Here is a 21,601-nt window from a genome sequence, read left to right on the forward strand (position 1 = left end):
AGCGGCCTGACGACCGCCGCCCGCAGCCCGCACCTCTCACTCGCTCGACGAAGTCCCCAGCGGGGAGAACGCGAGCGCCTCCGCCTCCTGAGCGCTCATGCCGAGCACGCGGAGAACGTCGGCGGTCACCCGATCGGTGAGGGACGCATCGTCGGCCTCCGGCCGATCGTGGATCATCTGGCCCAGGCACAGGGCGGCACCCATGACGGTGATCATCGCGACATCCAGGTCGGCCACCCGGAATCTCCCGGCAGCCGCGGCGGCCCGGATGTCGCGGCGGGCGCGAGGCCCCAGGCCGTCCGCGGAGTTCAGGGAGCGCAGGCCGTCGCCCAGCACGACCTTGCTCAACATCGGCTGCTGCCGGTGCAGGCGGCCGGTGAGGCGGTAGCTCTGGGCGAACACCGCCGCCGGATCGTCCAGTCCTCTCGTCAGCTCTTCGACATAGTCGGCGTGCCGCTCCAGAGCGTCGGCGACCGCAGCCTCGAACAACTGCTCCTTGGTGTCGAAGTGATTGTAGAAGGAGCCGGTCCCGAGGTCAGCGGCTTCCGTGATGACGCTGACGGGCGTGTTCGTGCGACCTTCCGCGAGCAGCGCCTGTGCTGCCTCGATGAGTGCCGCCCGGGTCCGCGCCTTCCGTCGATCGAGACGGTTGGCGGCACCTCGTGGGGCGCCGCCTCCCCGTCCCTGCGTCTCCGCTGTCATCAGTCCTGAAGAATACTGCACTCGCTGGTCGCCGGCGCCCGGGAGACGGCATCAACCGGCCGCCGACGCCCGCACCCCTGCGCCTGCGCCCGGTCGGCGACGGTCCGCATCGATGCGAGGCCCGGGAGGCGCGCCACCATCCGTTCTGGGTCGCTTCCCGCGATGGCGACGGTGAAGTCCGGGCGAACCACGGCGGCGACCGCGCCTGCGACCTTGATGATCGGGTTTCGGGACCGACCGGGATGCTCATCCCTCAGGGCTCCCTGCTCGCTGTGCATATCGCTGTGCGTGTCGTGGAGCTCACCGCTCAACGCCGTCTGTTCGAGCTTTGCCAGTCAACCACCTCCACGTGATTGAAGATATCTTCACTTCAGATGATATCATCAGTCGAGTCCTAGCCCAAAGGTGGCCTCGGTGGAGGGAGAGGGTTCGTTGAGGATCTCGCAACGGTGCGACACCAAGACGACCGAGCGAACGGATCCGCACTGGATCGAAGGACAGCGGATACTGCCGCAGGAAGATGACGCGCCGTTCTGCGATTCCGCCGCGCTGGAGCACCGCACCGAGCCGTCGGCCGATCGTGCCTAGGACGCTCGCTCCGGTCCGCAGCGCCGAGCGCCAGCTGCGCTCCCGTCTGCTGGTCGCGAAGGCGGCCCGGGCCGCACTCTCCTTCGACGGAAGGCTGACTTCGCCCACCATCGAGGACGCGTGCAAGCAGGCCGGGATCCATCCCCACGCGTACCGCGTGCTCTTCCCGACGCCCGATGTCCTGCTGGATGAGATCGCCCGACTCCTGGTCGCCGAGGCCGCGAGTCGCATGGAATGGATGATCGAGCAGTTCCGCCCCGAGGGCGATGACCCCGACGATCTCGTGCGGGCCGCGACCTGTCTGGCCCGGTCGTCCCCGCTCGACCGCGCCGGGCTCATGATCCGTGTCGAACGCAGGATCGCTGCCGTACGTCGCCGGGACGGCGGTGATGCCGTAGCGGGCTCGGAGGACGCACTGATCGCGGTGTTGGTGGACATCCTGCACGCGCTCCTTGGTAAGCTCGGTCGTCGGTTCTCATGGCCCCCTCGCGTTCTCGCTCGGGTGATTCTCGACACCTACGAGCGCTCGTTCGAGGGCTGGCTACTGGGGCTGAACGAGGAATCCACGTTCCACGATTCCGACTACGTCCGGGAGGTCCTCCCGCTGATCCTTCGCGATGCCACCACTGCGAGTTCGACGACTGAACCTCGTTCGCGCTCCGGCGGCCGACAGGGACGGATGCGTTCGCCGGGGTCGGCGACGACCAACGCGAGATCCTTCGAGGCACATCCAGTTCGAAACGAATGACGACGATGCCGGTTCTGGCCGGCGAGGGGGGCGTCGGACCGGTAATCCCGCTGGCGTAGAATGCGGTCGAGTCCGGTGACTTCGACACGAGCCCGACGTACGCGGGCGCACTGCAGGGCTGGGCGTGCCCGAAGGGGCACATCACGGCACCATGTAGGCTGGAGCACGATCCGAGCCGGGACTGGGTGATGCGGGCGTGGATCTTACTGATCGTCTGGCAGCGTTCCGGCGGAGCTACCCATACCGCGAAACCGCCGTGGACGGCGTGGCCTGGCGCTATCGCCTCGGTGGCGCTCGGAACGCGCCGAGTGTGCTGCTGCTGCCCGGAGGAACTCTGGTGCCGGACCCGTTCTTCCTAGTGATCGAGGAGCTCGGCCGGAGGTACCAGGTCATCGCGGCGGCGTACCCGCCAGCCAGGTCCATGGCTGAACTGGTCCGCGGGGCCACCGCCATTCTCGATGCTGAACGAGTCCCGGCGGCACACGTGTTCGGGTCGTCGTTCGGTGGGTACGTCGCCCAGTGCATGGTGCGTGCCCATCCCGAGCGTGTGTCGACGTTGATCCTGGCCCAGACGGGGGTGCGCCACTTCGTCGGCCCGACTCCGATCACCGTGCTGCGGTGGTTGTTGCAGGCAGCGCCCGCCCCCGTAGTGCGCTGGTTCATGTGGCGGACCTGGCAGGTGCTGATCGCCGACATCGGCGGGGACAAGCGATTTTGGATGGGACTGCTGCACAACATCCTCGAGACCGAGTTGTCGAAGGCGCACCTTGTGGCGGTCACGGCCGCGATCGCTGACTTCACCGCCCACCATCGCCCGATACCGGGAGACCTGAGCGCGTGGGCTGGTTCGGTGCTGCTGCTGCAATCCGAACGTGACAGGGCCTTCGCCGCGCAGGCCGCTGAGATCGAAGCTGTATACCCGCACGCCACCGTCCGGATCCTTCGCGGCGCAGGACATGGCGCTCTGTTCACCCACACCGACCAGTACGTCAACGAGCTCGAGTTGTTTCTGGCCGCCCACGCGACTGCCGGTCATTAGGTCGGTCGGCCGTGAGGAGGCGGCACCACACCCCTCGACACCTGGTGATTCGTCGTTCACCACGACTCACATCGGCTCACCAACCGCGCGATTCCGGGGCTCCCACTCTTGCGGACGCAGTCGGACTCCGGTATTGAGTGAGATGACCGCGGCGCTCGGCGTCCTCCTGGACGTCGGCGGCCGCGCGAGGCGCAACGACTTGGGGGAGTCCATGACGCTTCTCACCTTCGCGGGCCGCCCTTCAAGGCGTCGATCCGGCGACATCTCGCGGTCGTCCCGTGCGGCGACCGCTCATCGGAGCGGGCCCGAGCCAGAGGGCTGACGCCCGATCATCAGCGGCAGGCGGGAGGTGCGGGCGATGTGGACCGACGACGACCTCGTCGAGGTCATCCGCAGCTCCCCCGCCGTCGCCGACCAGGCGGTGAAGGCGATCCAGCAGGGTGGTGACAGCGCTCCGGCAGACCTCGACGCCTTCACCGTCGCTGCCGAGGTGGGTGGCGTGGATCCGGCGCTGTTCTGCGTCCGGCAGCTCCGCTCCGAAGGCCTGGTCGACGCGTTCGCGCAGGCCCTGATGGCGCGCGGCGTCCAGCTCGGCGACGAGGGAACGAAGGTGGCCAGGGCGGTGGCGGACGCGGAGGCGGCCGAAGCAATCGGGCCCACGTCGGGACGCGTCGACCTCGAGGAGCTGGCCAGGTTCGCCGTGAGAGCCCAGACCTTCCGGTGCCGGGTCGAGGTCGACGGCACCTTCAAGGGCAGCGGCTGCCTGCTCGGCCCCGGTCTCGTGCTCACCGCATGGCACGTCGTACGGGTCCAGGGCCCGAACATCGAGCAGCATCCCGAGCCGAAGGTGAGCGTCGTCCTCGCCGACGGCAGCACCCACGAGACGCGCGTGCCCCTCACGTATGCCTCGGAGTGCGGCGACAGCGAGTGGAGGTCTCGCGCGCCTCGCGCCGACAGCGAGGTCGAGGACCGCCACGATGTCGCGCTGCTGTCGCTGCTGACGCCTGCGGCGCGGCACCTCGGGTACGCGACCCTGCCGGCCACCGCCCCAGCGGTCGGCTCGAAGTCGCCGGTGTTCCTCCTCGACTTCCCGAAGGGCGCGAATCTCGGCCTCGGCCCCGGCAGGGCCTCGAAGATCCGCAACCTCACGGAACGGCTCCGCCACGATGTGGAGACCGACAGCGGTTCGTCTGGCGGCGCCTGCTTCGACGGTCGCTTCGAGCTGCTCGGGCTGCATCAGGGCCGCATCGGCAACTACGGCCGGCTCGTCCCCCTCTCGCTCTTCCGCGACGAGCTCGTCGGATTCGTCAGCGCGGATGTCGCCCCGACCGCGGTCTGGCATCTCGACGGGGAGAGCTCGCAGCTCGTGATCGCGCGAGACCTCTTCGTGAGATCCGTCGCCGCGGCCGGGCGCGACACGACACGGGTACGCGGCATCCGAGTGCGGCGGCGGCGGCCGGCGGCCGGCGACGAGACCGGCCTCGGCTTCTCGTACCGGATCCTGAGCGAGCTGCTCATGCGCCGCGGCGGCGAGCACCTCCTCGTCACGATCCCCCTCGACGAGCAGGTTCCCGACCTCGTGTCCGACATCGCGCAGCGCGTCCGAGCGGCGGGGATCCCGGTGGTCGCGCCGGCCGAGGCAGGGGATGCCGCTCGACCGGCCGCCCCGGAGGCGGCGGCGCTGGAGGAGGCGAGCCGGCTCGCGAGCGCCGTGAACGAGGCGGCTGCGTCGGCCTCGCGCACGGTCTGGTTCTTCATCGACAACCCCTCCGTGCCGCTGACGGAGCCCGCGCGCCTGCACGTCGAGGGGTTCGTCGCCGCCTGCCTCGCGCAGCCCCGGCTCCGGCTGGTGGTGGCCGGCCTCGAGACCATGCCGCTCGCGGGCCTCGAGTTCTCCAGCCCTGCCGCGGCCGAGGCCGACGGGCCGGCCGGCATGGTGGTCGACTACGTCGGGGGCTTCACGCGTGACGACCTGCTCGACTGCCTGACCCTGGCGGCGAATGACCTCGTCGGCCGGGCCGATCCGGCGGTGATCGGCTCCTGGGTCGACGTGGCGCTGCTCGACATCGCCGACTTCAACGGAGAGTACGCCGACGCGGATCTCGGCACCGTCGTGACCCGACTGCAGCCCTACCTGCAGCTCCTCCGCAAGCAGGGCGGCGGCGCGCCATGACCGAACCCGACGCCGTGCCTGCTGCGCCGATTGTGGCGACGGATGCCGCGACCGCGCGTCGCCGCGCCGTCGTCGACCACGGCGTCGAGCACGCACGGCGGTACGCTGCGCTCTCCGGTCCGTTCGATCCGGTGCGAGCCCTGCGCACCATCGACGGCGTGGACGCGATCGATCCGGCGCACCTCACCGCGATCGCCGCGAGCCTGTCGCAGGCCTGCGACAAGGCGACGACCGCTGCGGGCCACGAGTGGCTCATGCGGGGCGTGCAGCGCCGCCGCGCGCTCCAGTCGCTCGTCCGCGCCGACCAGGTGGATGCGGCGGTCGCGGATCGCAGGAGGACCGCCGACGACCAGCCCACGATCGACCTGCTCGATGCGATCGCCGGCGAGGGGATCTTCACGGCGGATGCCGTCTCGGCCGCGCTGGCCGACGCCTCCGACCAGTCGATGCTCGAGCGCCTCGCCGTCGGTCTCGGCAGGTCCGGGGCGCTGGCTCCGCAACGCGAGCAACTGGCGAAGGTCAAGGCGGCACTCACCCGATTCGAGCTCCTCGAGTCCGTCGGCGCAGGTGAGCGCGGCGAGGCCCGAGGACGCGACCTGGGCCGCGACCTCGAACTCGACCGGATCACCCGTTGGCTCGACACCGCGGTCGGCGACCGCCCGTCGGCGGCGATGTACGTCGACGGGCCGGCCGGCGTCGGCAAGTCGACGCTGCTCGAGTCGGTCGCCGCGAGCCTGCTCGGCGACGGGGACGGTTGGGTCGTCGTGCGGTTCGACTTCGACCGGGCGGGGCTCGACGTGCAGGACGCGGTCGGCCTCACGATGGAGTTCGCCCGGCAGGTGTCCGCCCAGGTGCCGGGCGCCGAGGCGAGGATCGGAGAGGTGCGGCTGCAGACCGCGGGAGCGCCGTCCGGCCGGTCCCCGCTCAAGGGAGACACGCCGGAACTCGTCCCCGAGGAGCTGGGCATCGAGCTGGCGAAGGCGCTCGCCGACCCGCCCCGCCGAATCCTCCTGATCCTCGACGCCCTCGAAGTGCTCCGCGCTCGCGGGGAGACGCACCCCGGCCGTCTCTTCGACTGGATCGACCAGCTCGCCGCGGTCGCGCGCACCTCCATCGCCGTCATCGGCGCCGGTCGGGGAGATGCCCTGGGCCGCGCGCACGCCCGCGTCGGCGAGCACCTCACGCTGCGCGGCCTGGACGAGGTCGGCGCAGACCGGTTGCTGGCCGGCCTGGGCGTCGACCCCGCCGCCTTCGAGACGATCCGATCGGTCGCGAAGGGCGATCCGCTCGCGCTCCGACTGGCCGCGGCGATCGCGGACGAGCACGGCCTCGATGCGCTCGCGAAGGCGTCGCGGTCGCGCGACGCGACCTGGGCCGAGCTGTACCGCCTCCTGCTGTCGGAGTCCGGCGAGTACGACCTGAGGCGGCTCGCCGCCGGTCTCCTCGTGCGGCACCTCGACGCCGACGTGATCCGCGAGGTCATCGCACCCCGGGTCGGCCTCGGGCGGCTCACCCCGCAGCGGGCCCAGCACCTCGCACAGGCGTTGGCGGGCCAGGACTGGCTGGTCGAGCCCGATCCCGTCGCCGACGGCTTCGTGCGGACTCGCCCCGACCTGCGCGCGCGGCTCCTCCCGCTCCTGTACGAGGCGGCGCCGGCGAGATCGGCGCGCATCGACAGCTCCGCCGCGCGCTGGTTCGATGCCCGACCCGAGCCGTGGAGCGCCGTCGACGCCGCGTACCACCGACTCCAGCTGATGCGCCGGGAGGCGGCAGTGCCGACGATCGACCCCGGGGTGCTGGCCCGGTTCGACGCCGCCGCCACCGCAGAGTTGCCGGCCGCGGCCCAGAACGTCGTACACCGGAGCCTGGGCGACCGGTCGGCGGCCTTCCGCGGCACGCGGTCCGCAGCCGGTGCGCCGCTGGACCCGCACGCGGCCCGGGAGCTGCGGTCGATCAACGACCGCTCCGACTGGCTCGAGGGCGACTACCTCTACGACCACGCCTTCGCCGATGCGACCCTCGATCCGAAGAGCGCCGACGCGGATGCCGCGCTGACGTTCCTGTGGCGATCCGGGCGGTGGTCGGAGGCGAAGCGACTCAGCACGGGGCAGGGCGGTTGGCACCGCGACGAGTCCACCCCCAGTGGGGCGGCGGGACGCGACCGGCTCGACGAGCTCTGTCGTGCGGAGCTCGGCGCCGAGTTCGACTTCGACGCGATGACGAAGGCGCTCCGCGACGAGACCGCCCTCGCCGAGCGGCTGGCCCGCATGGCGGCCGAACCGTCGCTCACGGCCCTCACCGGCGCGGGGTTGCGCTTCGCGCTCCACCGTGCGGGCGTCGCCGTCGGTGCTCGCCGGGCGGCGCTGGATGCTGCGGGCGTCGCGGTCGAGTGCTGGCGCCCAGTGGATCCCGCTCCGGCCGCGCCCGACGGCACCGGAGCTGCGGCTGGCGGCGCGGGAGCCGGCTCGGACGGAGCGGCGCCCGCGATCGTGGCGGCGTCTCCGCCCGGCTGGGACCGGATCATCGCTCGCACCGGGACCGTCGATACCGGCGAAGCCGACCCCGCCGTGATCATGGCCCGATCGCTCGCCGTGCTCACGCCCTTCGCCGAACTGGTCGGCACGATGGGCAGCCTGCCCGGCCACGAGCACCTCGGCGAATACGCCGCGACGGTGCGGGAGCGGCTCAACGACCTCGGGAACCTCGCCCCGCGGGGATCCGAGCCGTTGCACGACTACGTTGACACCGCGCCGTCGCTCGCCGTGCGCGCCCTCACCGAACTCGGGCTGCTCACCGAGCTCATCGGCGCGGCGGCCTACGTGCGACGGGACCGCGACCTCGGCCTCGTCGCGCAGAGTGCGGAGCGTTGGCGACGCACCATCGCGGGCGCATGGTCGTACGGGCGTGCGGGCGCACCGCCCGGATGGGACCGCGCGGTCGACGTCACGATCGCCGATCGGCTGGGCGCGCTGCTCGCGGAGTCCGATGCGATCGACCGCGCCACCGCGGAACTCGAGGCATGGGGCGCCGACCGGCTCCGCGGCGATGAGCTCGTCGGCCTGCTGCGCAAGCGCTCCCCCGCGGCGATCCGGGCGGCCACGAAGGCCGCGGCCGACGGCGACCCGACCGCGGCGGCAGCGGTGCTGCTCCGGCGGACCGTTCCCAGCGCCTTCGTGCCCGGCGCCGTCGTGCTCCTCGGCGGCCGCCGGCCGCCGGGGACGCGTCGGTCGCCGAGGCCGCAGCATCCACCCCGCCCCCAGCGGCCGGCCTGAGCCGCATCACGCTACCCAGCACAGGAAGGGAACGATCATGCCGAACGAACACGACGACGAGGAGCGACGGATCGGAGACGTCCGCAGGCGGCTCGAGGAGTCACCTGCGTTGCGCGCCGAGGTCGAGAAGGCGATCACCGAGGGCCGCCTCCCGGCCGAAATCGACGCCACGCGGGCCGCCGAGAGACTGGACCAGGGCGGCGCACTCGAGAGCGTCATGCCCGTCGACGCCCTCGAGGCGATCGTGAGGAAGATCGGGCGGCCGCCGCTCATCGTCCGGAACGACATGGTCGAGCTGGAGCCCCTGCCCGAGTTCCCCGCCGACACCGACGCCCTCATCAAGGGCGTCGAACGGAGCGTGAAATCGGTCGGCCGCGTCGAGTTCGTCAACCACTCGATGGCGTGGGGCGGTACCGGCTGGGTGATCTCGGAGGAGGGTGCGTCGACCCGCGTCATCGCGACCAACCGGCACGTCGCGAAGATCGTCGCCGAACGAGCCGACGACGGGAGCGGCATCTTCCTGCGCTCGCCCGTGAGCGGGCTGCGGTACGGAGCCGAGATCGACTTCAAGGAGGAGGTGGGCTCCAACCCCGGCGACGCGAAGCCCTTCGAGGTCACGGAGGTCGTCTACCTCGCCGACGACACCTCCCCCGACGTGACCCTGCTTCGCATCTCCGGCGACGGCCTGCCGTCGGCCCTGCCGCTCGCCGACGCGGAGGCCGAGGAGGGCCTGCGCGTCGCCCTCATCGGGTATCCGGCGTACGACCCGCGCAACGATCCCGGCGACCAGGCCCGCTACTTCAAGGACCTGTTCGAGGTGAAGCGGTTCGCGCCCGGATTCGTGATGCAGGGGCTCCGCGGCAGGAAGGCCCTGACCCACGACTGCACCAGCCTCGGCGGCAATTCGGGCTCGCCGCTCCTCAGCCTCGAGGACGGAACGGTCGTCGGCCTGCACTACTCGGGGCTGTACGGCGTCGAGAACAGTGCCGTCGGCGTCGGCACGCTTCGCCGGCTCGCCGCCGGTGAACGCCCCGTGCTCGCCGCGGGGTTCGAGGCGGCATCCGAGGCGCACCCCGAGGCGGCGGCCGACGGCTCGCACGCCGCCGGCTTCTTCGACGGCCGCGCGGGCTACGAGCCGGGGTTCCTCGGCGACGGACTCGCCGCGCCCTGGCCGGTCATGCCCGCCTCGCTCGAACAGGCGCTCGCCCACCCCAGCGACGAGGTCGGCGACAGCCCATTCGAGCTCCGTTACACGCACTTCGGCGTCAAGTACCACCTCGCCCGGCGGCAGCCGTTGATGACGGCGGTCAACATCGACGGCGAGCACCCGGTGCGCATCAAACGGGAGGGCGACAAGTGGTTCCTCGACGAGCGCATCCCCGTCGCGGCCCAGCTCACCAAGGACGACTACGCGGATCCCGAGATCGACCGCGGCCACATGGTGCGGCGCGAGGACCCGAACTGGGACACCGCGGCGACCGGCGTCGGCGACGTGACCGCGCTCGCGAAGCTCGCGAACGACGACACGTTCCACTACACGAACGCCGCCGTGCAGCACTCGCGACTCAACCAGGGCAAGCAGCTCTGGCAGGGCCTGGAGAACTACATCCTCGACAGCGCCCGCACCGAGGGGTTCCGCGCCTGCGTGTTCACCGGGCCGATCCTGCGCGCCGGCGATCCGAAGCTCCCGAACGGCGTGGCGATTCCCCAGGAGTTCTGGAAGCTCGTCGTGATGCCCGCAGCGGGCGGCGGGAAGCTCCACGCGACGGCGTACCTCCTCAGCCAGGGCGACCTCATCCGCGAGCTGCTCGAGAAGCGCTCGCGCGTCGAGGCGGTCGAGGGCTTCGTGCTGGGCGCATATCGCACGTTCCAGGTCTCGGTCGCCGACCTCGCCTTCGCGACCGGCCTCGACCTGTCGACGTACGTCGCGGCCGATCCGCTCGCCCAGACCGAGAGCGGCACCGAGGCGATCGCCTCGAACGAGCCCCTCTTCCTGCCGCTGGCCTCGCTCGACCAGATGGTCGTGTAGCCTGCGGACTCACCCCTGGCGGAGCTCACCCCTTACTGAGATGGCCTCCGGAATCACGCGGAATTCGTGACCCTCCCACCCCACGGGCATCGGGTCGCTGATACTGCCCACGAACGAGCCGTCGGCGGCAAGGTTGTGGAACGCGAACATCACCCATTCGCCGTTGTGGCGCCGGCGCAGCAGGCGCCCGACGTAGAGCGACTCGTCGGTGACGAGTCGTGCACCCGCGAGGTCGTAGGGTCCGACCACGGATGCCGCTGGGCTCGCCCAGATGCCGCCGGTCGTGCCGGTCGCACGCCGGCTCTCTGCGAGGTCGGGCGCCGTGCAGGAGAAGAGCAGCACCGGGCGCCCGTCCACCACCTCGACTTGGAACACCTCGAGGTGACCGAAGCCCTGACCGGGTTCGCTGAGCGGCGGGCGCACCTCCCAGTTCCGCAGGTCGGGCGAGACGGCGTGGCCGACGACGCCCCGGTCGTCGGCGGGCCCGGTGTTCGCGCGCGCGGTGATGAGCATGTGCCATCCGTCGCCCGCCGGATCTGCGAACACCCACGGGTCGCGGAAGGCCTCTTCGCGCCACTCGCCCGAGCCGAGCGTCTCGTACCAGCGTGCGTCGGCCTGCGCGACGGGGTTCGTGGTCGACTTCTGCCACTCCATGAGATCGGTCGACGTCGCGTAGCCGACGCGCTGGACGTTGCCATCGGGCGTCAGGCTCGTGCCCGTGTAGAACATGAACCACGTGCCGTCGGGATGCCGCACGACCGAGCCCGTCCACGTCGCGAGGTCGTCGAACGCCGGAGGATCGCCGCGTACGAGCGCGTCGGCCACGCGTGTCCACTCCTCGAGGTCGTCGGAGACCGCGTGCCCGATCGACGCGCGGTAATGACGGGCGTCGGCGTCGTGCAACGCACGCGAGGCGTAGAGGAAGAACAGGTGGTACCGCTCGCCGTCGTCGACGAACCAGAAGTCCCACACCCAGGAGTCGGGAAGCGCGAACACATCAACCTTTCAGAAGTGCAATGAGAAGAGTCGGAGAGCGGATGCCGCGGCGGCCACGGGTGCCATGCGGCTCAGCCCTTCACGCCGCTCGCGGCGACGCTCGACACGAAGGCACGCTGGAAGGCCAGGAACACCACGAGCACGGGCAGCGTGATCATCGAGGTGTACGCCATGACCTCGCCCCACGCGGTGTTCAGCTGGAAGAAGTACTGCATGCCGACCATGACCGGGCGCAACTCCTCCTGTTGCACCACCATGAGAGGCCACAGGTAGGAGTTCCACGCCGGCAGGAACGTGAGGATCGCGACCGTCGCGAACGCCGGACCCGAGAGCGGCACGATGATGCGGCGGTAGATCGTGAACCAGCCGGCGCCGTCGATGCGCGCGGCCTCGTCGATCGACTTCGGGATCGTGGAGAAGTACTGCGTGAACAGGAAGATCGAGAACGCGTTCGCGACGAACGGGATGATCTGCACCTGGTAGGTGTTCAGCCATCCGAAGTCGTACTTCAGAAGCCCATCCTCGAAGACCAGGGTCGGCAGCTTCGAGACCCAGTAGACCATCGGCACCGCGATCGTCTCGAACGGGATGATGAGCGTCGCGATGATGAGGGCGAGCACGAGCCCGCGGCCCTTCCACTGCAGGCGCGAGAGCGCGAAACCGCACATGGAGTTCACGACGAGGCCGAGCCCGACGATCGACACGGTGACGAAGATCGAGTTGAACATGAACTGCGCGACCGGCACGCGATCGAACACGCCGGCGTAGTTGTCGAGGCTGATGTCGCCGACGGGCAGGAACGCCCGGATCGAGTCGGAGTCGGAGAGGATCTGCCCGTCGGGTTTCAGGCTCGAGACGAACATGAAGACGAGCGGGAAGAGGAAGAAGGCGGCGAGAGCCGCCATCGCGAGGTACGTCCAGGTGCGGCGACGGCGACGCAACTGCCGCTCGCCGAGGTTGCTCCGGCGTACCTCTGAGATGTTGCGGGTGAGCGTGGTCACGGCTCAGTCCTCCTTGTCACGAGTGAGGTAGCGCTGCACGACGGAGACGATGAGCACCAGCACGAAGAAGATGAGCGAGATCGCGGCGCCATAGCCGATCTCCTGCTCGCGGTAGCCCTTGCGCACGGCCTGGTAGACGAGCGTCGACGTCGAGTTGACCGGCCCGCCCTGTGTCATCACGTCGATCTGCACGAAGAGTCCGAGCGCGGCGATCGTGATCGTCACCAGCACGAAGACCATCGTCGAGCGGAGCCCAGGCCACGTGACGTTCGCGAACTGCTGCCAAGAGCTCGCGCCGTCCATGCGCGCCGCCTCGTAGAGCTCCTCGGGGATGGTCTGGAGCCCCGACAGCCAGATCAGCATGTGGAATCCGACGGCCTGCCAGATCGAGAGCACGATGATGGCGCCGAGGGCGGTGTTCGGGTCGTTGAGCCACGCGGTGCCCTGCCAGGCGCCGAACGTGATGGAGTCGATGAACGAGTTGATGAGCCCGTCCGGCTGGTACATGAACTTCCAGAGGATCGACACGACGACGATCGAGGTGACCACCGGGATGAAGAAGATGACCCGGAACGCGGTGACGCCGCGGATCTTCTGGTTGACGAGCACGGCGAGCAGCAGCCCGAGCCCGGCTTGCACGGGCACGACGACCGCGGCGAACACGAAGGTGTTGAGCGTCGAGCGCAGGAAGACGGGGTCGCTGAAGGCGCGCAGGAAGTTGTCGATGCCCACGAGCCGTGGCGGATTCGGCGAGATCAGGCGAGCGTTGCTGAAGGACAGGCCGAAGGCGAGGAGGACGGGGATGATGAGGAAGAGGATGAGCAACAGCGCCGCGGGGGCCGCCATGGCGAGGCCGGCACGCCGCTCTCGACGCACCGCGGGGTTCGAACGCCGTCGTGCGCGCGCGGTTCGCCCGGTCTTCTCGGAGGGCGGCACTGTGGGAGCCGCGGATACCGCGACCGCGCTGTGCGTCGTCGTCTGGAGCATGATGAGTGATCCGATCCGGTGGGGGCGGCGGCCACGCCGCCCCCACCGCTCAGGAGGTCGGCCTAGAAGCCGTACCCGTCGTTGGACTCGATGTTCGCGTCGATCTCCTGCACCGCACCGTCGAGGGTCGACTGCACATCGGCACCGTTCATGATGTCCTTCGCGGCCTTCTCGAACGTGCTCGAGATCACGGGATATGCGGGGGTCTCCGGGCGTGCCAGCGCGAACTTCTGTGAGAGCTCGACGAACGGGCGGAGATCGCCGCCTTCCTTGAAGTGCAGCGACTGGGCCTCGGCGCCGGCCGTCGCGGGAATCACGATCTGCTTGTCGGCGAATTCGGCGAGGTACTCGTCCTTGAAGCTGAACTCCAGGTACGCGCGTGCGCCCTCGGGCGAATTGCACGACGAGGAGATGCCCCATTGCCAGGAGCCGCCGCCGATCTTCGGTCCGGTGCCGAAGTCCGGCGGGGGCAGGATGAGCAGGTCGTCGCCGACCGCCTCGATCGACGCCAGCGCATTCCAGACGCCGGTGTAGCTCAGGGCGACCTCGTCGTCGACGAACTCCTGGTTGCCGATCGTGCCGGCGCTGCTCGTCCAGCCCTTCTTGAAAGCGTTCTGGAACCAGGTGAAGAAGTCGACGGCCTCGGGTCCGTTCAAGGCGCCGTCCGCGGAGAGCATCGAGTCGCGGTCGATCTCGTCGCCGCCGGCGCTCTGCAGCATCGGCGAGTACGCGTACGACCACCATTCGCCCGTGTCCTCGGCGCCGATGTCGAGCGGCGTCGCGTATCCGGCCGACTGGAGCGTCGCAAGCGCGGCGTCGAACTCGTCGATCGTCCACGGCTCGTCGACCGTCGGGATGCGGATCCCATTGGCGTCCAGCACCGACTTGCGCGCGAAGATCGACAGCGCGGCATCCCAGTATCCAGCCGAGTAGATCTCATCCTGGTACGTGCCCACCGCGGTCGGCAGGAGCTCGTCGGTGATGCTCGCGGGCAGGTCGAGCGGCTGGATGTACCCGGCCCACGCCCAGTTCGGCATGATGGGGCCATCCATGTCGAGGAGGCACGGCAGGTCGTTCGCGGCGGCGGCGGCGGTGATCGCATCGTTGTACGCTCCCTGCGGGAACGCCTCCTCGACGACCTCGTACTCGTCTTGCGAGGCGTTGAAGTCGGTGATGATCTTGTCGTACACCTCGAGCTCGGCGGGGTTCCCCGCCGAATGCGTCCACATCGTGAGCTCGATAGGTCCGTCTCCGGACCCGCCACCCTGGCCGGCCTGCCCGCACGCCGTCAGCGCGAGGGCCGACGCAGCGCACAGGGATACCATCACTGGGAGGGATCTGCGCTTCATTGCTGATTCCTTTCACGGTGCCCGACGTCCAGGTCGGGTACCACTCGGCGACCGCCTTCGGCGGTCTGCTGGGTTTCGTCAAGTCCGCCGTCGGCTGGGGTCACCACCCGTTGCCGGCGGCGGGCCCACGGAGTCCCGTCGGATGATCGGGCACTCCATCAGGCGCACGGCACCGGGGTCATCCGGTGTCCGCACGCCGAGCGCGACCTCGGTCGCCCATCGCCCCATCTCGTAGTGGGGCAGGGCCACCGTCGTGAGCGGCGGGTCGAGCTCGGCCGCGACGAGCTGCTGGTCGTCGAAGCCGACGATCGACAGGTCACGCGGGATGTCGAGACCACGGTGGCGCGCGGCGACATACGCGCCCGCCGCCATACGGTCGTTGAAGCAGAACAGCGCCGTCGGGCGGCGATCGTCGGGGAGGTCGAGCAGCAGATCCGTCGCGCTGCGCCCGCCCGCCGCTGAGACGGCGCCTCGCACGTGCAGTGCGGGGTCGGGCGCGATGCCCGCCTCGCGGAGCACCTCGAGGTACCCCTCGAAGCGGAGCCCAGAGGCGATCGGCGCGGGGGCCTCGTCGACGTCGACGAAGGCGATGCGGCGGTGGCCGGCCGCCACGAGTTCCCGAACGGCGGTGGCGCCGCCGGCGCGGTCATCGGGCACGACCGCCGGGTGCCCGGCGTCGACCGGCCGGCAGTCGAGGAACACCGTGCGGGCCGGCAGGTGATCGGGCGCGCTGACGACCTGGTGCCACATGCACGCGTAGACGAGCGCGTCCACCTGGTGGTCGGCGAGGGCGCGGATCGCCTCGCGTTCGACATCGGCGTCGGCGCCCGTGTCGACGAGGATCACGAGGTGACCGTGCTCGCGCGCGACATCCTGGGCGCCCGCGAGCATGCGGCCGGCGTATGGCGTCGTGGCGATCGTGTCGGAGACGAGCCCGATGGTGCGGGTGGTCTGCGTCCGGAGGCCGCGGGCGACGGAGTTCGGCGTATACCCCATCTCGTCCGCCGCCGCCCGCACTCGCGCCTGGGTCTCAGGGGGGATTCTGGCGTCACGGTCGTTCATCACAAGTGAGACGGTGGAGGTCGACACACCGGCCGCCGCGGCGACATCCGAGATTCGAACTCGTGGCATTTCGATGACACCTCCACTTCCTCGTGAGTTTGCTAAAACGATTGAGCGACAGTGTGCAACACGCTGACATCGATGTCAAGAGGGAAATTGGATCGTGCGGGTCGCGGCGGAAACGCGGCGCGAACCCGGCCGAGCAGCGGGTAGCGGCGGGGAATGCGGTTGGAGTGAGGCTGGAGCGTCGCTGGCGCAACGGGCCACGATGGGCTCGCGAGAGCAGTCGCGGGAATGAGCGCGGAGACGCGGCCGCCTCAGGGCCGGCGCATGGTGAACGCGTTCGCGAGGAGCACTTCTGCCTCACTTGTCCGGCCCCACCGCGCCGGACTCTGGGCGGACCGGCTTGTACTCTTGCCGCATGTCAACCCAAGGAGGCGACCGACCGGCGGCGAGGAGATCACGCCGAGTGGATGTCGCACGCCTGGCCGGCGTCTCCCCGGCGACCGTCTCCTTCGTCGTCAACCGGACGGCCGGGCAGACGATCAGCGACGAAACCCGACAACGCGTCCTGCAAGCGGTCGCCGAACTCGACTACCGCCCCAACCGTGCCGCGCAGGGGCTGCGGCAGGGACGCAGCGCGACCATCGGCTTCGTCAATCACGACGTCGACTTCGGCGAATTCGCCGCCTCTGCGATCAAGGGAGCACACGAAGTGTGCATCCGCCAGGGGAATCTGCTGCTCCTGGTCAACACCGGCGGCTCGAACCATCAGGCGGCCCAACTGATCGTCGAGCTACTCGACCGGCAGGTCGACGCCCTGATCTTCGCTGCGGTCGGCACCAGGCCGGTGGTGCTCCCGGACGCGGCCCGCCGGGTTCCGACGATCCTGCTGAACTGCTTCACCTCGCACGACTCCACCCCCGCAATCCTGCCCGACGAGGTACGGGGCGGGCGCGAGGCCACCCAGGCGCTGCTCGAGCTCGGGCACCGCGACATCGCCTACCTCACCGGTAAGCCCAGCCAGTGGGCCACCAAAGCCCGGCTGCGTGGCTTTCGCGATGCACTGCGCGGCGCGGGACTCAACCCGCGCGACCACATCGTGCTGTCCGGCAACTATCACGCGGACTCCGGCTACGAGCTGGTGCGCACGCTGCTGCGGCGCAACCGCCTGCCGACCGCGATCATGTGCGGCAACGACCGGATGGCCGTGGGCGCGCTCTTGGGCCTCGTGGAGGCGGGCATCCGCGTGCCCAAGGACGTTTCGGTGATGGGGTACGACGATCAGTTCCAACTCGCGGCGGAGATCCGACCAGCCCTGAGCACGGTGCGCCTCCCGTACCCCGCGATGGGACGGCTGGCGGCCGAGCAGCTGGCCGCTGGTGGCCCTGCTCGGAACGGCCGCACCCTGGTGCATTGCCCGCTCGTGATGCGCGACTCCACGGCGGCACCGGCCCGCCGGCGCGCCGGCTCCTGAAGTCGGCCGAACCGGGCCAGACGCCCGTGGGTGCGGCGGAATCCCGTGTCACAGGATCTTGACGCGGGAGACAGGCACCCTTAGAGTCTGATCCACTAACCCGAATTAGTCCTCTCGGGTGAGTAGTCCTGCTCTGGTGTGCCTCGACGCAAGACCTGCCATCGGCACGCCAGGCGCAGCCACGGGGATGGCAGCCGCCGCCCGTGAGCGGCTGTAGCTCCTCGGCGAGGGCGCCGACAGCGACGGCCGCTTCGAACAGCACGATTTCTGACAAAACGAGTTCCTTCGGAGGAATGAAGCATGGCCAAGTTGAGAGGTAGGTCACTTCTCGTGACCGCCCTGGGTGTCAGCCTCGCGGCGCTACCCGTCGCGCTACCACCCGCACAGGCAGCGCCGCCGTCGAACACTGGAAGCCCCGTACAGGTGTGGCTGACGGACGTCTCGAGCGAGAAGTGGGTCGAGCAGCAGGACGACGTCGCGTTCGAGACGAAGCAGACGTCGAACCCGCTGGCGCTCAAGGTCGACGACAGCGTCAAGTACCAGGAGATCACGGGCTTCGGGGCTGCGTTGACCGACTCGTCGGCCTGGCTCATCAATGAGTTGCCGGCTGACGAACGTGACGCCCTGATGAAGAACCTGTTCGATCCTGCGGACGGGATCGGTCTCAGCATGGTTCGGGTGCCGATGGGTGCTACGGACTTCACGGCGACCGGGAACTACTCCTACAACGACATGCCGCCGGGACAGACCGACCCGACACTGTCGAACTTCTCGATCGCGCATGACGAGCCGTACATCATCCCGCAGCTGAAGGAAGCACTGGCGCTCAATCCGTCGCTCAAACTCACCGCCACCCCGTGGAGCCCGCCCGGCTGGATGAAGACCTCCGACAACATGATCGGCGGAACGCTCAAGGATGAGTACTCGCCAGCGCTGGCCGAGTACTTCGTGAAGTTCATCCAAGCCTACGGAGAGGCCGGTGTGCCCATCGACTACGTCACCCCGCAGAACGAGCCCCTGGCTGCTCCCACATGGCCCGGCATGGAGCTGACGCCGTCGCAGCAGGTCACGTTGATCAAGGACATGGGCGACGCATTCGCCACCAACGACCTGTCCACGAAGATCCTGACGTGGGACCACAACTGGGATGTGCCGTCGTACCCGGAGACGATCTACGACGACCCCGCCACCGCCGACTACGCCGTCGGAGCGGGCTGGCACATCTACAGCGGCAGCCCGATCTACCAGACGGTGGCGCACAACGACTACCCGAGCAAGAAGAACTACCTCACTGAAGCCACGGGCGGTACCTACCAGGCCAACACGCAGGTCGCGTTCCACGATGCACTCAACACATGGATGATCGGCAGCACGCGCAACTGGGGGAACGGCGTGATGCTGTGGAACATCGCCCTCGACCCCGAGGGTCGTCCGCTCAACAGCGACACCAACGGCATCCCCCTCAACCGCGGAGTGGTGGTCGTCGATCCGGCGAACGGGTCCGTGACGTACAACCCCGAATACCACGCACTCGCGCATGTCAGCAGGTTCGTCAAGCCCGGCGCCCACCGGATCTACTCGAACAGCTTCGGCGCCGGCAGCATCGAGAATGTCGCGTTCCAGAACCCCGATGGATCGAAGGTCTTGGTCGCCTACAACGATGCGGACGCCGCCGAGACGTTCAGCGTTGCCGACGGAACGCAGTCGTTCGACTACACCTTGGGCGCTGGGGATGCGGTGACGCTCACCTATTCCGGGCCCTCGCAGGAGGGCAAGACCCCCGCAGCGGCCAATGTCACGGATCCCACGCACGACTTCGTCTTCGGGACGTCCAAGTCACGGGGACATGTCGCCAATGGCCAGGAGTCGGTGACAATCACGTACGATCCGGACCTGCTTCCCATCCAGAACACCATCAGGACCGGTGAGGACCTGCTCTCGTACTCCCTTCCCGTCGGTGCCTCATTCACGACCCCGGGAGGTGAGCTCGACCGGACCGGATGGACCGTCGAGACGTCCACGAGCTCCGCAGGACACTCGGCAGCGAAGGCGATCGACGGCGACGTCGACACGAAATGGCGCACCGGACTCCGGGCGAAGAACGGCGACTGGTTCCAGGTCGACCTCGGCGGTTCGAGGAACATCAGCAAGATCGTCCTCGACAACGCCGCAGACGACGCCTTCGAAGCCATCGCAAACTACCAGGTGTACGTATCCGACGACGGTGTCGACTGGGGCACCGCGGTCGCCCGCGGCACCGGGCACCTCGGCAGCGTTTCGATCTCGTTCGCACCCCAAACGGCGCGGTACGTCCGCATCGTCAGCACCGATGACTCGTTCCACTTCCACTGGTCGGTAGGTGAGGTCAGCGTGTACGGGTCCGAGAGCGGGACCGGCTCGATCCAGGCCCCGACCACGGTGTCCAAGAACCTCCAGCTGAAGGACTGGACCAGCCCGGACGGGGCGAAGGTCGCCGTCGTCTACAACGGAAGCGGCAGCGAGCAGAGCTTCCGCGTCTCTGCGGACGGCTCGTACACCTACACCCTGCCCAGCGGAACGTCGGCGATGTTCACCACCCAGGGCCCGTCGAGCTCCCCGGCGCCCACATTCGGTGCCGTGGCACCCCAACGCGGCCTCCCCGGCTACCGGCTCACGATCACGGGTTCTCACTTCGGGGAGACCCAGGGCTGGGGCACGGTCTTCTTCGGATCGGTCCAGGCAAGGATCGAGAGCTGGTCGGACACGAGGATCATCGTCAACGTTCCGGATGGACTCCCCTCGGGGAGTTACCAGGTGTCCGTGAACGGCGCCGGCGGCGAGGCCGCAGGTGGAGCTCCCTTCACCCTCTCGGGTCTGGGGACGCCGCTGGACCGGGATGGTTGGACGGCAACCGCGTCGGACGTGAGTGCGTGGCCCGCCGACGTGGTGGAGCACGTGCTGGACGACGATGTCGACACCAGGTACGCCTCGGGAACGGGCCAGTACGACGGAATGTGGCTCCAGGTGGACATGGGCCGGTCGCAGACCTTCAACCGGGTCGTCCTCAACTCCGGCAGCAGCTTCGGCGACACCGCCCGCAGCGCAGACGTCTACGTGTCTTCGGACGGCGAGGACTGGACGAAGGTCACCTCCGTGCTGGCGAGCGGTCAACCGGTCCAGCTGGCATCGTTCCCTGAGCAGACCGCCAGGTACATCAAGGTCGTCAACACGCGCAGCGCCGGCAACTGGTGGTCGATAGCAGAATTCGGCGTGTACCACAACACGGAGCCGGATCCCGAACCGGACCCGGACGCTCCGCTGGCCCGGGATGGCTGGTCAGCCACGGCGTCGGATGAGAGTCCGTGGCCCAACGATGCGCTCGTGCACATCCTCGATGGCGACACCAGCTCCCGGTACAGCTCCGGGACGAGCCTCTACGACGGCATGTCGATCCAGATCGACATGGGACAGGCCCAGACCTTCAACAAGGTCGAGCTGGACCCCGGAAGCAGCACCGATGACTACGCGCGAAGCGCAGACGTCTATGTGTCCTCCGACGGAAGCAGCTGGACGAAGGTCGCCTCGATCGCAGGGGCCGGCCAACCGACTCAGGTGGCATCCTTCCCCACGCAGACCGCCCGCTACATCAAGGTCGTCAACACCGGCAACGCCGGCAACTGGTGGTCCGTCACAGAGTTCAATGTCTACTACGACCCTGATCTGGATGATCCGCTGGCCCGGGACGGTTGGTCGGCCACGGCGTCGGATGAGAGTCCGTGGCCCAACGATGCGCTGGTCAACATCCTGGATGGCGATTCGGTCTCTCGATACAGCTCCGGGACGAGCCAGTACGCCGGCATGTGGATCCAGGTCGACATCGGCGAGGCGCAGACCTTCAACAGGGTCGAGCTCGACTCCGGCCCAAACGCGGACGACTACGCGCGAAGCGCCGATGTCTACGTGTCCTCAGACGGAGCCGACTGGACGAACGTCGCGTCCATCGTGGGGGACGGCCAACCGACCCAGGTGGCATCCTTCCCCACGCAGACGGCCCGCTACGTCAAGGTCGTCAACACCGGCAGTGCCGGCAACTGGTGGTCGATCACAGAGTTCAACGTCTACGACTGACCACGCACACTGACCTCCGGGCCCTGGTCGGCGTTGCTGACTCGGGCTCGGAGTCAGGTCGGGCCGGTCCA

General features: G+C 69.1%; 14 protein-coding genes. 7 read left to right on the forward strand and 7 right to left on the reverse strand.

Going from position 1 to position 21,601, the window contains the following annotated elements; all coding sequences use genetic code 11:
- Positions 1-36 precede the first annotated feature (36 nt).
- Both ASG80_RS00180 and ASG80_RS00185 read right to left on the reverse strand, forming a co-directional pair.
- Positions 37-702, reverse strand: a complete 666-nt coding sequence (locus tag ASG80_RS00180) for a TetR/AcrR family transcriptional regulator (RefSeq protein ID WP_056727298.1) — start codon at positions 700-702, stop codon at positions 37-39.
- Positions 702-1,013: a hypothetical protein gene (locus ASG80_RS00185; protein ID WP_056727300.1), complete on the reverse strand. Its 312-nt coding sequence runs from the start codon at positions 1,011-1,013 to the stop codon at positions 702-704. Before ASG80_RS00185 ends, ASG80_RS00180 begins: the two co-directional genes overlap by 1 nt.
- A 209-nt stretch (positions 1,014-1,222) precedes the next feature.
- Here ASG80_RS00185 and ASG80_RS00195 point away from each other — a divergent pair, with 209 nt between their 5' ends.
- From ASG80_RS00195 to ASG80_RS00220, 5 genes are all read left to right on the forward strand, one after another.
- Positions 1,223-2,038 (forward strand): hypothetical protein, encoded by an 816-nt coding sequence (locus tag ASG80_RS00195; protein ID WP_235507878.1) that lies wholly within the window; start codon positions 1,223-1,225, stop codon positions 2,036-2,038.
- A gap of 196 nt (positions 2,039-2,234) precedes the next feature.
- Positions 2,235-3,077, forward strand: a complete 843-nt coding sequence (locus ASG80_RS00200; protein WP_162256573.1) for an alpha/beta fold hydrolase — start codon at positions 2,235-2,237, stop codon at positions 3,075-3,077.
- Between the two features lie 358 nt (positions 3,078-3,435).
- The gene (locus ASG80_RS00210) at positions 3,436-5,250 is read left to right on the forward strand and encodes a serine protease (protein ID WP_056727310.1); all 1,815 of its coding nucleotides are present in this window, start codon (positions 3,436-3,438) and stop codon (positions 5,248-5,250) included.
- Positions 5,247-8,522, forward strand: a complete 3,276-nt coding sequence (locus tag ASG80_RS00215; RefSeq protein ID WP_082589605.1) for an ATP-binding protein — start codon at positions 5,247-5,249, stop codon at positions 8,520-8,522. The genes ASG80_RS00210 and ASG80_RS00215 overlap by 4 nt, the downstream gene beginning before the upstream one ends.
- A gap of 37 nt (positions 8,523-8,559) precedes the next feature.
- The gene (locus ASG80_RS00220; RefSeq protein WP_082589606.1) at positions 8,560-10,551 is read left to right on the forward strand and encodes a DNA/RNA non-specific endonuclease; all 1,992 of its coding nucleotides are present in this window, start codon (positions 8,560-8,562) and stop codon (positions 10,549-10,551) included.
- 9 nt (positions 10,552-10,560) lie between these two features.
- Here ASG80_RS00220 and ASG80_RS00225 read toward each other — a convergent pair whose 3' ends face one another.
- The 5 genes from ASG80_RS00225 to ASG80_RS00245 form a co-directional block, all read right to left on the reverse strand.
- On the reverse strand, positions 10,561-11,547 hold the full coding sequence (locus ASG80_RS00225; protein WP_056727314.1) for a glycoside hydrolase family 68 protein: 987 nt from the start codon (positions 11,545-11,547) through the stop codon (positions 10,561-10,563).
- A 71-nt stretch (positions 11,548-11,618) separates the two neighbouring features.
- Complete coding sequence (locus ASG80_RS00230; RefSeq protein WP_082589696.1) at positions 11,619-12,452, reverse strand: carbohydrate ABC transporter permease; 834 nt, start codon at positions 12,450-12,452, stop codon at positions 11,619-11,621.
- A 99-nt stretch (positions 12,453-12,551) separates the two neighbouring features.
- Positions 12,552-13,535, reverse strand: a complete 984-nt coding sequence (locus ASG80_RS00235; protein WP_082589607.1) for a carbohydrate ABC transporter permease — start codon at positions 13,533-13,535, stop codon at positions 12,552-12,554.
- A gap of 62 nt (positions 13,536-13,597) precedes the next feature.
- The gene (locus tag ASG80_RS00240; RefSeq protein ID WP_056727319.1) at positions 13,598-14,884 is read right to left on the reverse strand and encodes an extracellular solute-binding protein; all 1,287 of its coding nucleotides are present in this window, start codon (positions 14,882-14,884) and stop codon (positions 13,598-13,600) included.
- A 78-nt stretch (positions 14,885-14,962) separates the two neighbouring features.
- Positions 14,963-16,015 (reverse strand): LacI family DNA-binding transcriptional regulator, encoded by a 1,053-nt coding sequence (locus tag ASG80_RS00245; protein WP_056727321.1) that lies wholly within the window; start codon positions 16,013-16,015, stop codon positions 14,963-14,965.
- 400 nt (positions 16,016-16,415) lie between these two features.
- Here ASG80_RS00245 and ASG80_RS00250 point away from each other — a divergent pair, with 400 nt between their 5' ends.
- Together ASG80_RS00250 and ASG80_RS00255 are read left to right on the forward strand one after the other, a co-directional pair.
- Positions 16,416-17,423, forward strand: coding sequence for a LacI family DNA-binding transcriptional regulator (locus ASG80_RS00250; RefSeq protein ID WP_056727324.1), 1,008 nt, complete (start codon positions 16,416-16,418; stop codon positions 17,421-17,423).
- 300 nt (positions 17,424-17,723) lie between these two features.
- A complete protein-coding gene (locus tag ASG80_RS00255; RefSeq protein ID WP_082589609.1) occupies positions 17,724-21,530 on the forward strand; it encodes a discoidin domain-containing protein in 3,807 nt (1,268 codons plus the stop codon).
- Positions 21,531-21,601: the final 71 nt, after the last annotated feature.

Source organism: Agromyces sp. Soil535, assembly GCF_001428255.1.
Taxonomy (GTDB): domain Bacteria; phylum Actinomycetota; class Actinomycetes; order Actinomycetales; family Microbacteriaceae; genus Agromyces.

Bases quoted from the DNA above. Each gene is read 5' to 3' on its own strand.
- ASG80_RS00180 (WP_056727298.1), bottom strand. From the start codon at position 702: ATGACAGCGGAGACGCAGGGACGGGGAGGCGGCGCCCCACGAGGTGCC.
- ASG80_RS00195 (WP_235507878.1), top strand. From the start codon at position 1,223: ATGACGCGCCGTTCTGCGATTCCGCCGCGCTGGAGCACCGCACCGAGC.
- ASG80_RS00210 (WP_056727310.1), top strand. From the start codon at position 3,436: ATGTGGACCGACGACGACCTCGTCGAGGTCATCCGCAGCTCCCCCGCC.
- ASG80_RS00215 (WP_082589605.1), top strand. From the start codon at position 5,247: ATGACCGAACCCGACGCCGTGCCTGCTGCGCCGATTGTGGCGACGGAT.
- ASG80_RS00220 (WP_082589606.1), top strand. From the start codon at position 8,560: ATGCCGAACGAACACGACGACGAGGAGCGACGGATCGGAGACGTCCGC.
- ASG80_RS00230 (WP_082589696.1), bottom strand. From the start codon at position 12,452: ATGGCGGCTCTCGCCGCCTTCTTCCTCTTCCCGCTCGTCTTCATGTTC.
- ASG80_RS00235 (WP_082589607.1), bottom strand. From the start codon at position 13,535: ATGCTCCAGACGACGACGCACAGCGCGGTCGCGGTATCCGCGGCTCCC.
- ASG80_RS00240 (WP_056727319.1), bottom strand. From the start codon at position 14,884: ATGAAGCGCAGATCCCTCCCAGTGATGGTATCCCTGTGCGCTGCGTCG.
- ASG80_RS00245 (WP_056727321.1), bottom strand. From the start codon at position 16,015: ATGCCACGAGTTCGAATCTCGGATGTCGCCGCGGCGGCCGGTGTGTCG.
- ASG80_RS00255 (WP_082589609.1), top strand. From the start codon at position 17,724: ATGGCCAAGTTGAGAGGTAGGTCACTTCTCGTGACCGCCCTGGGTGTC.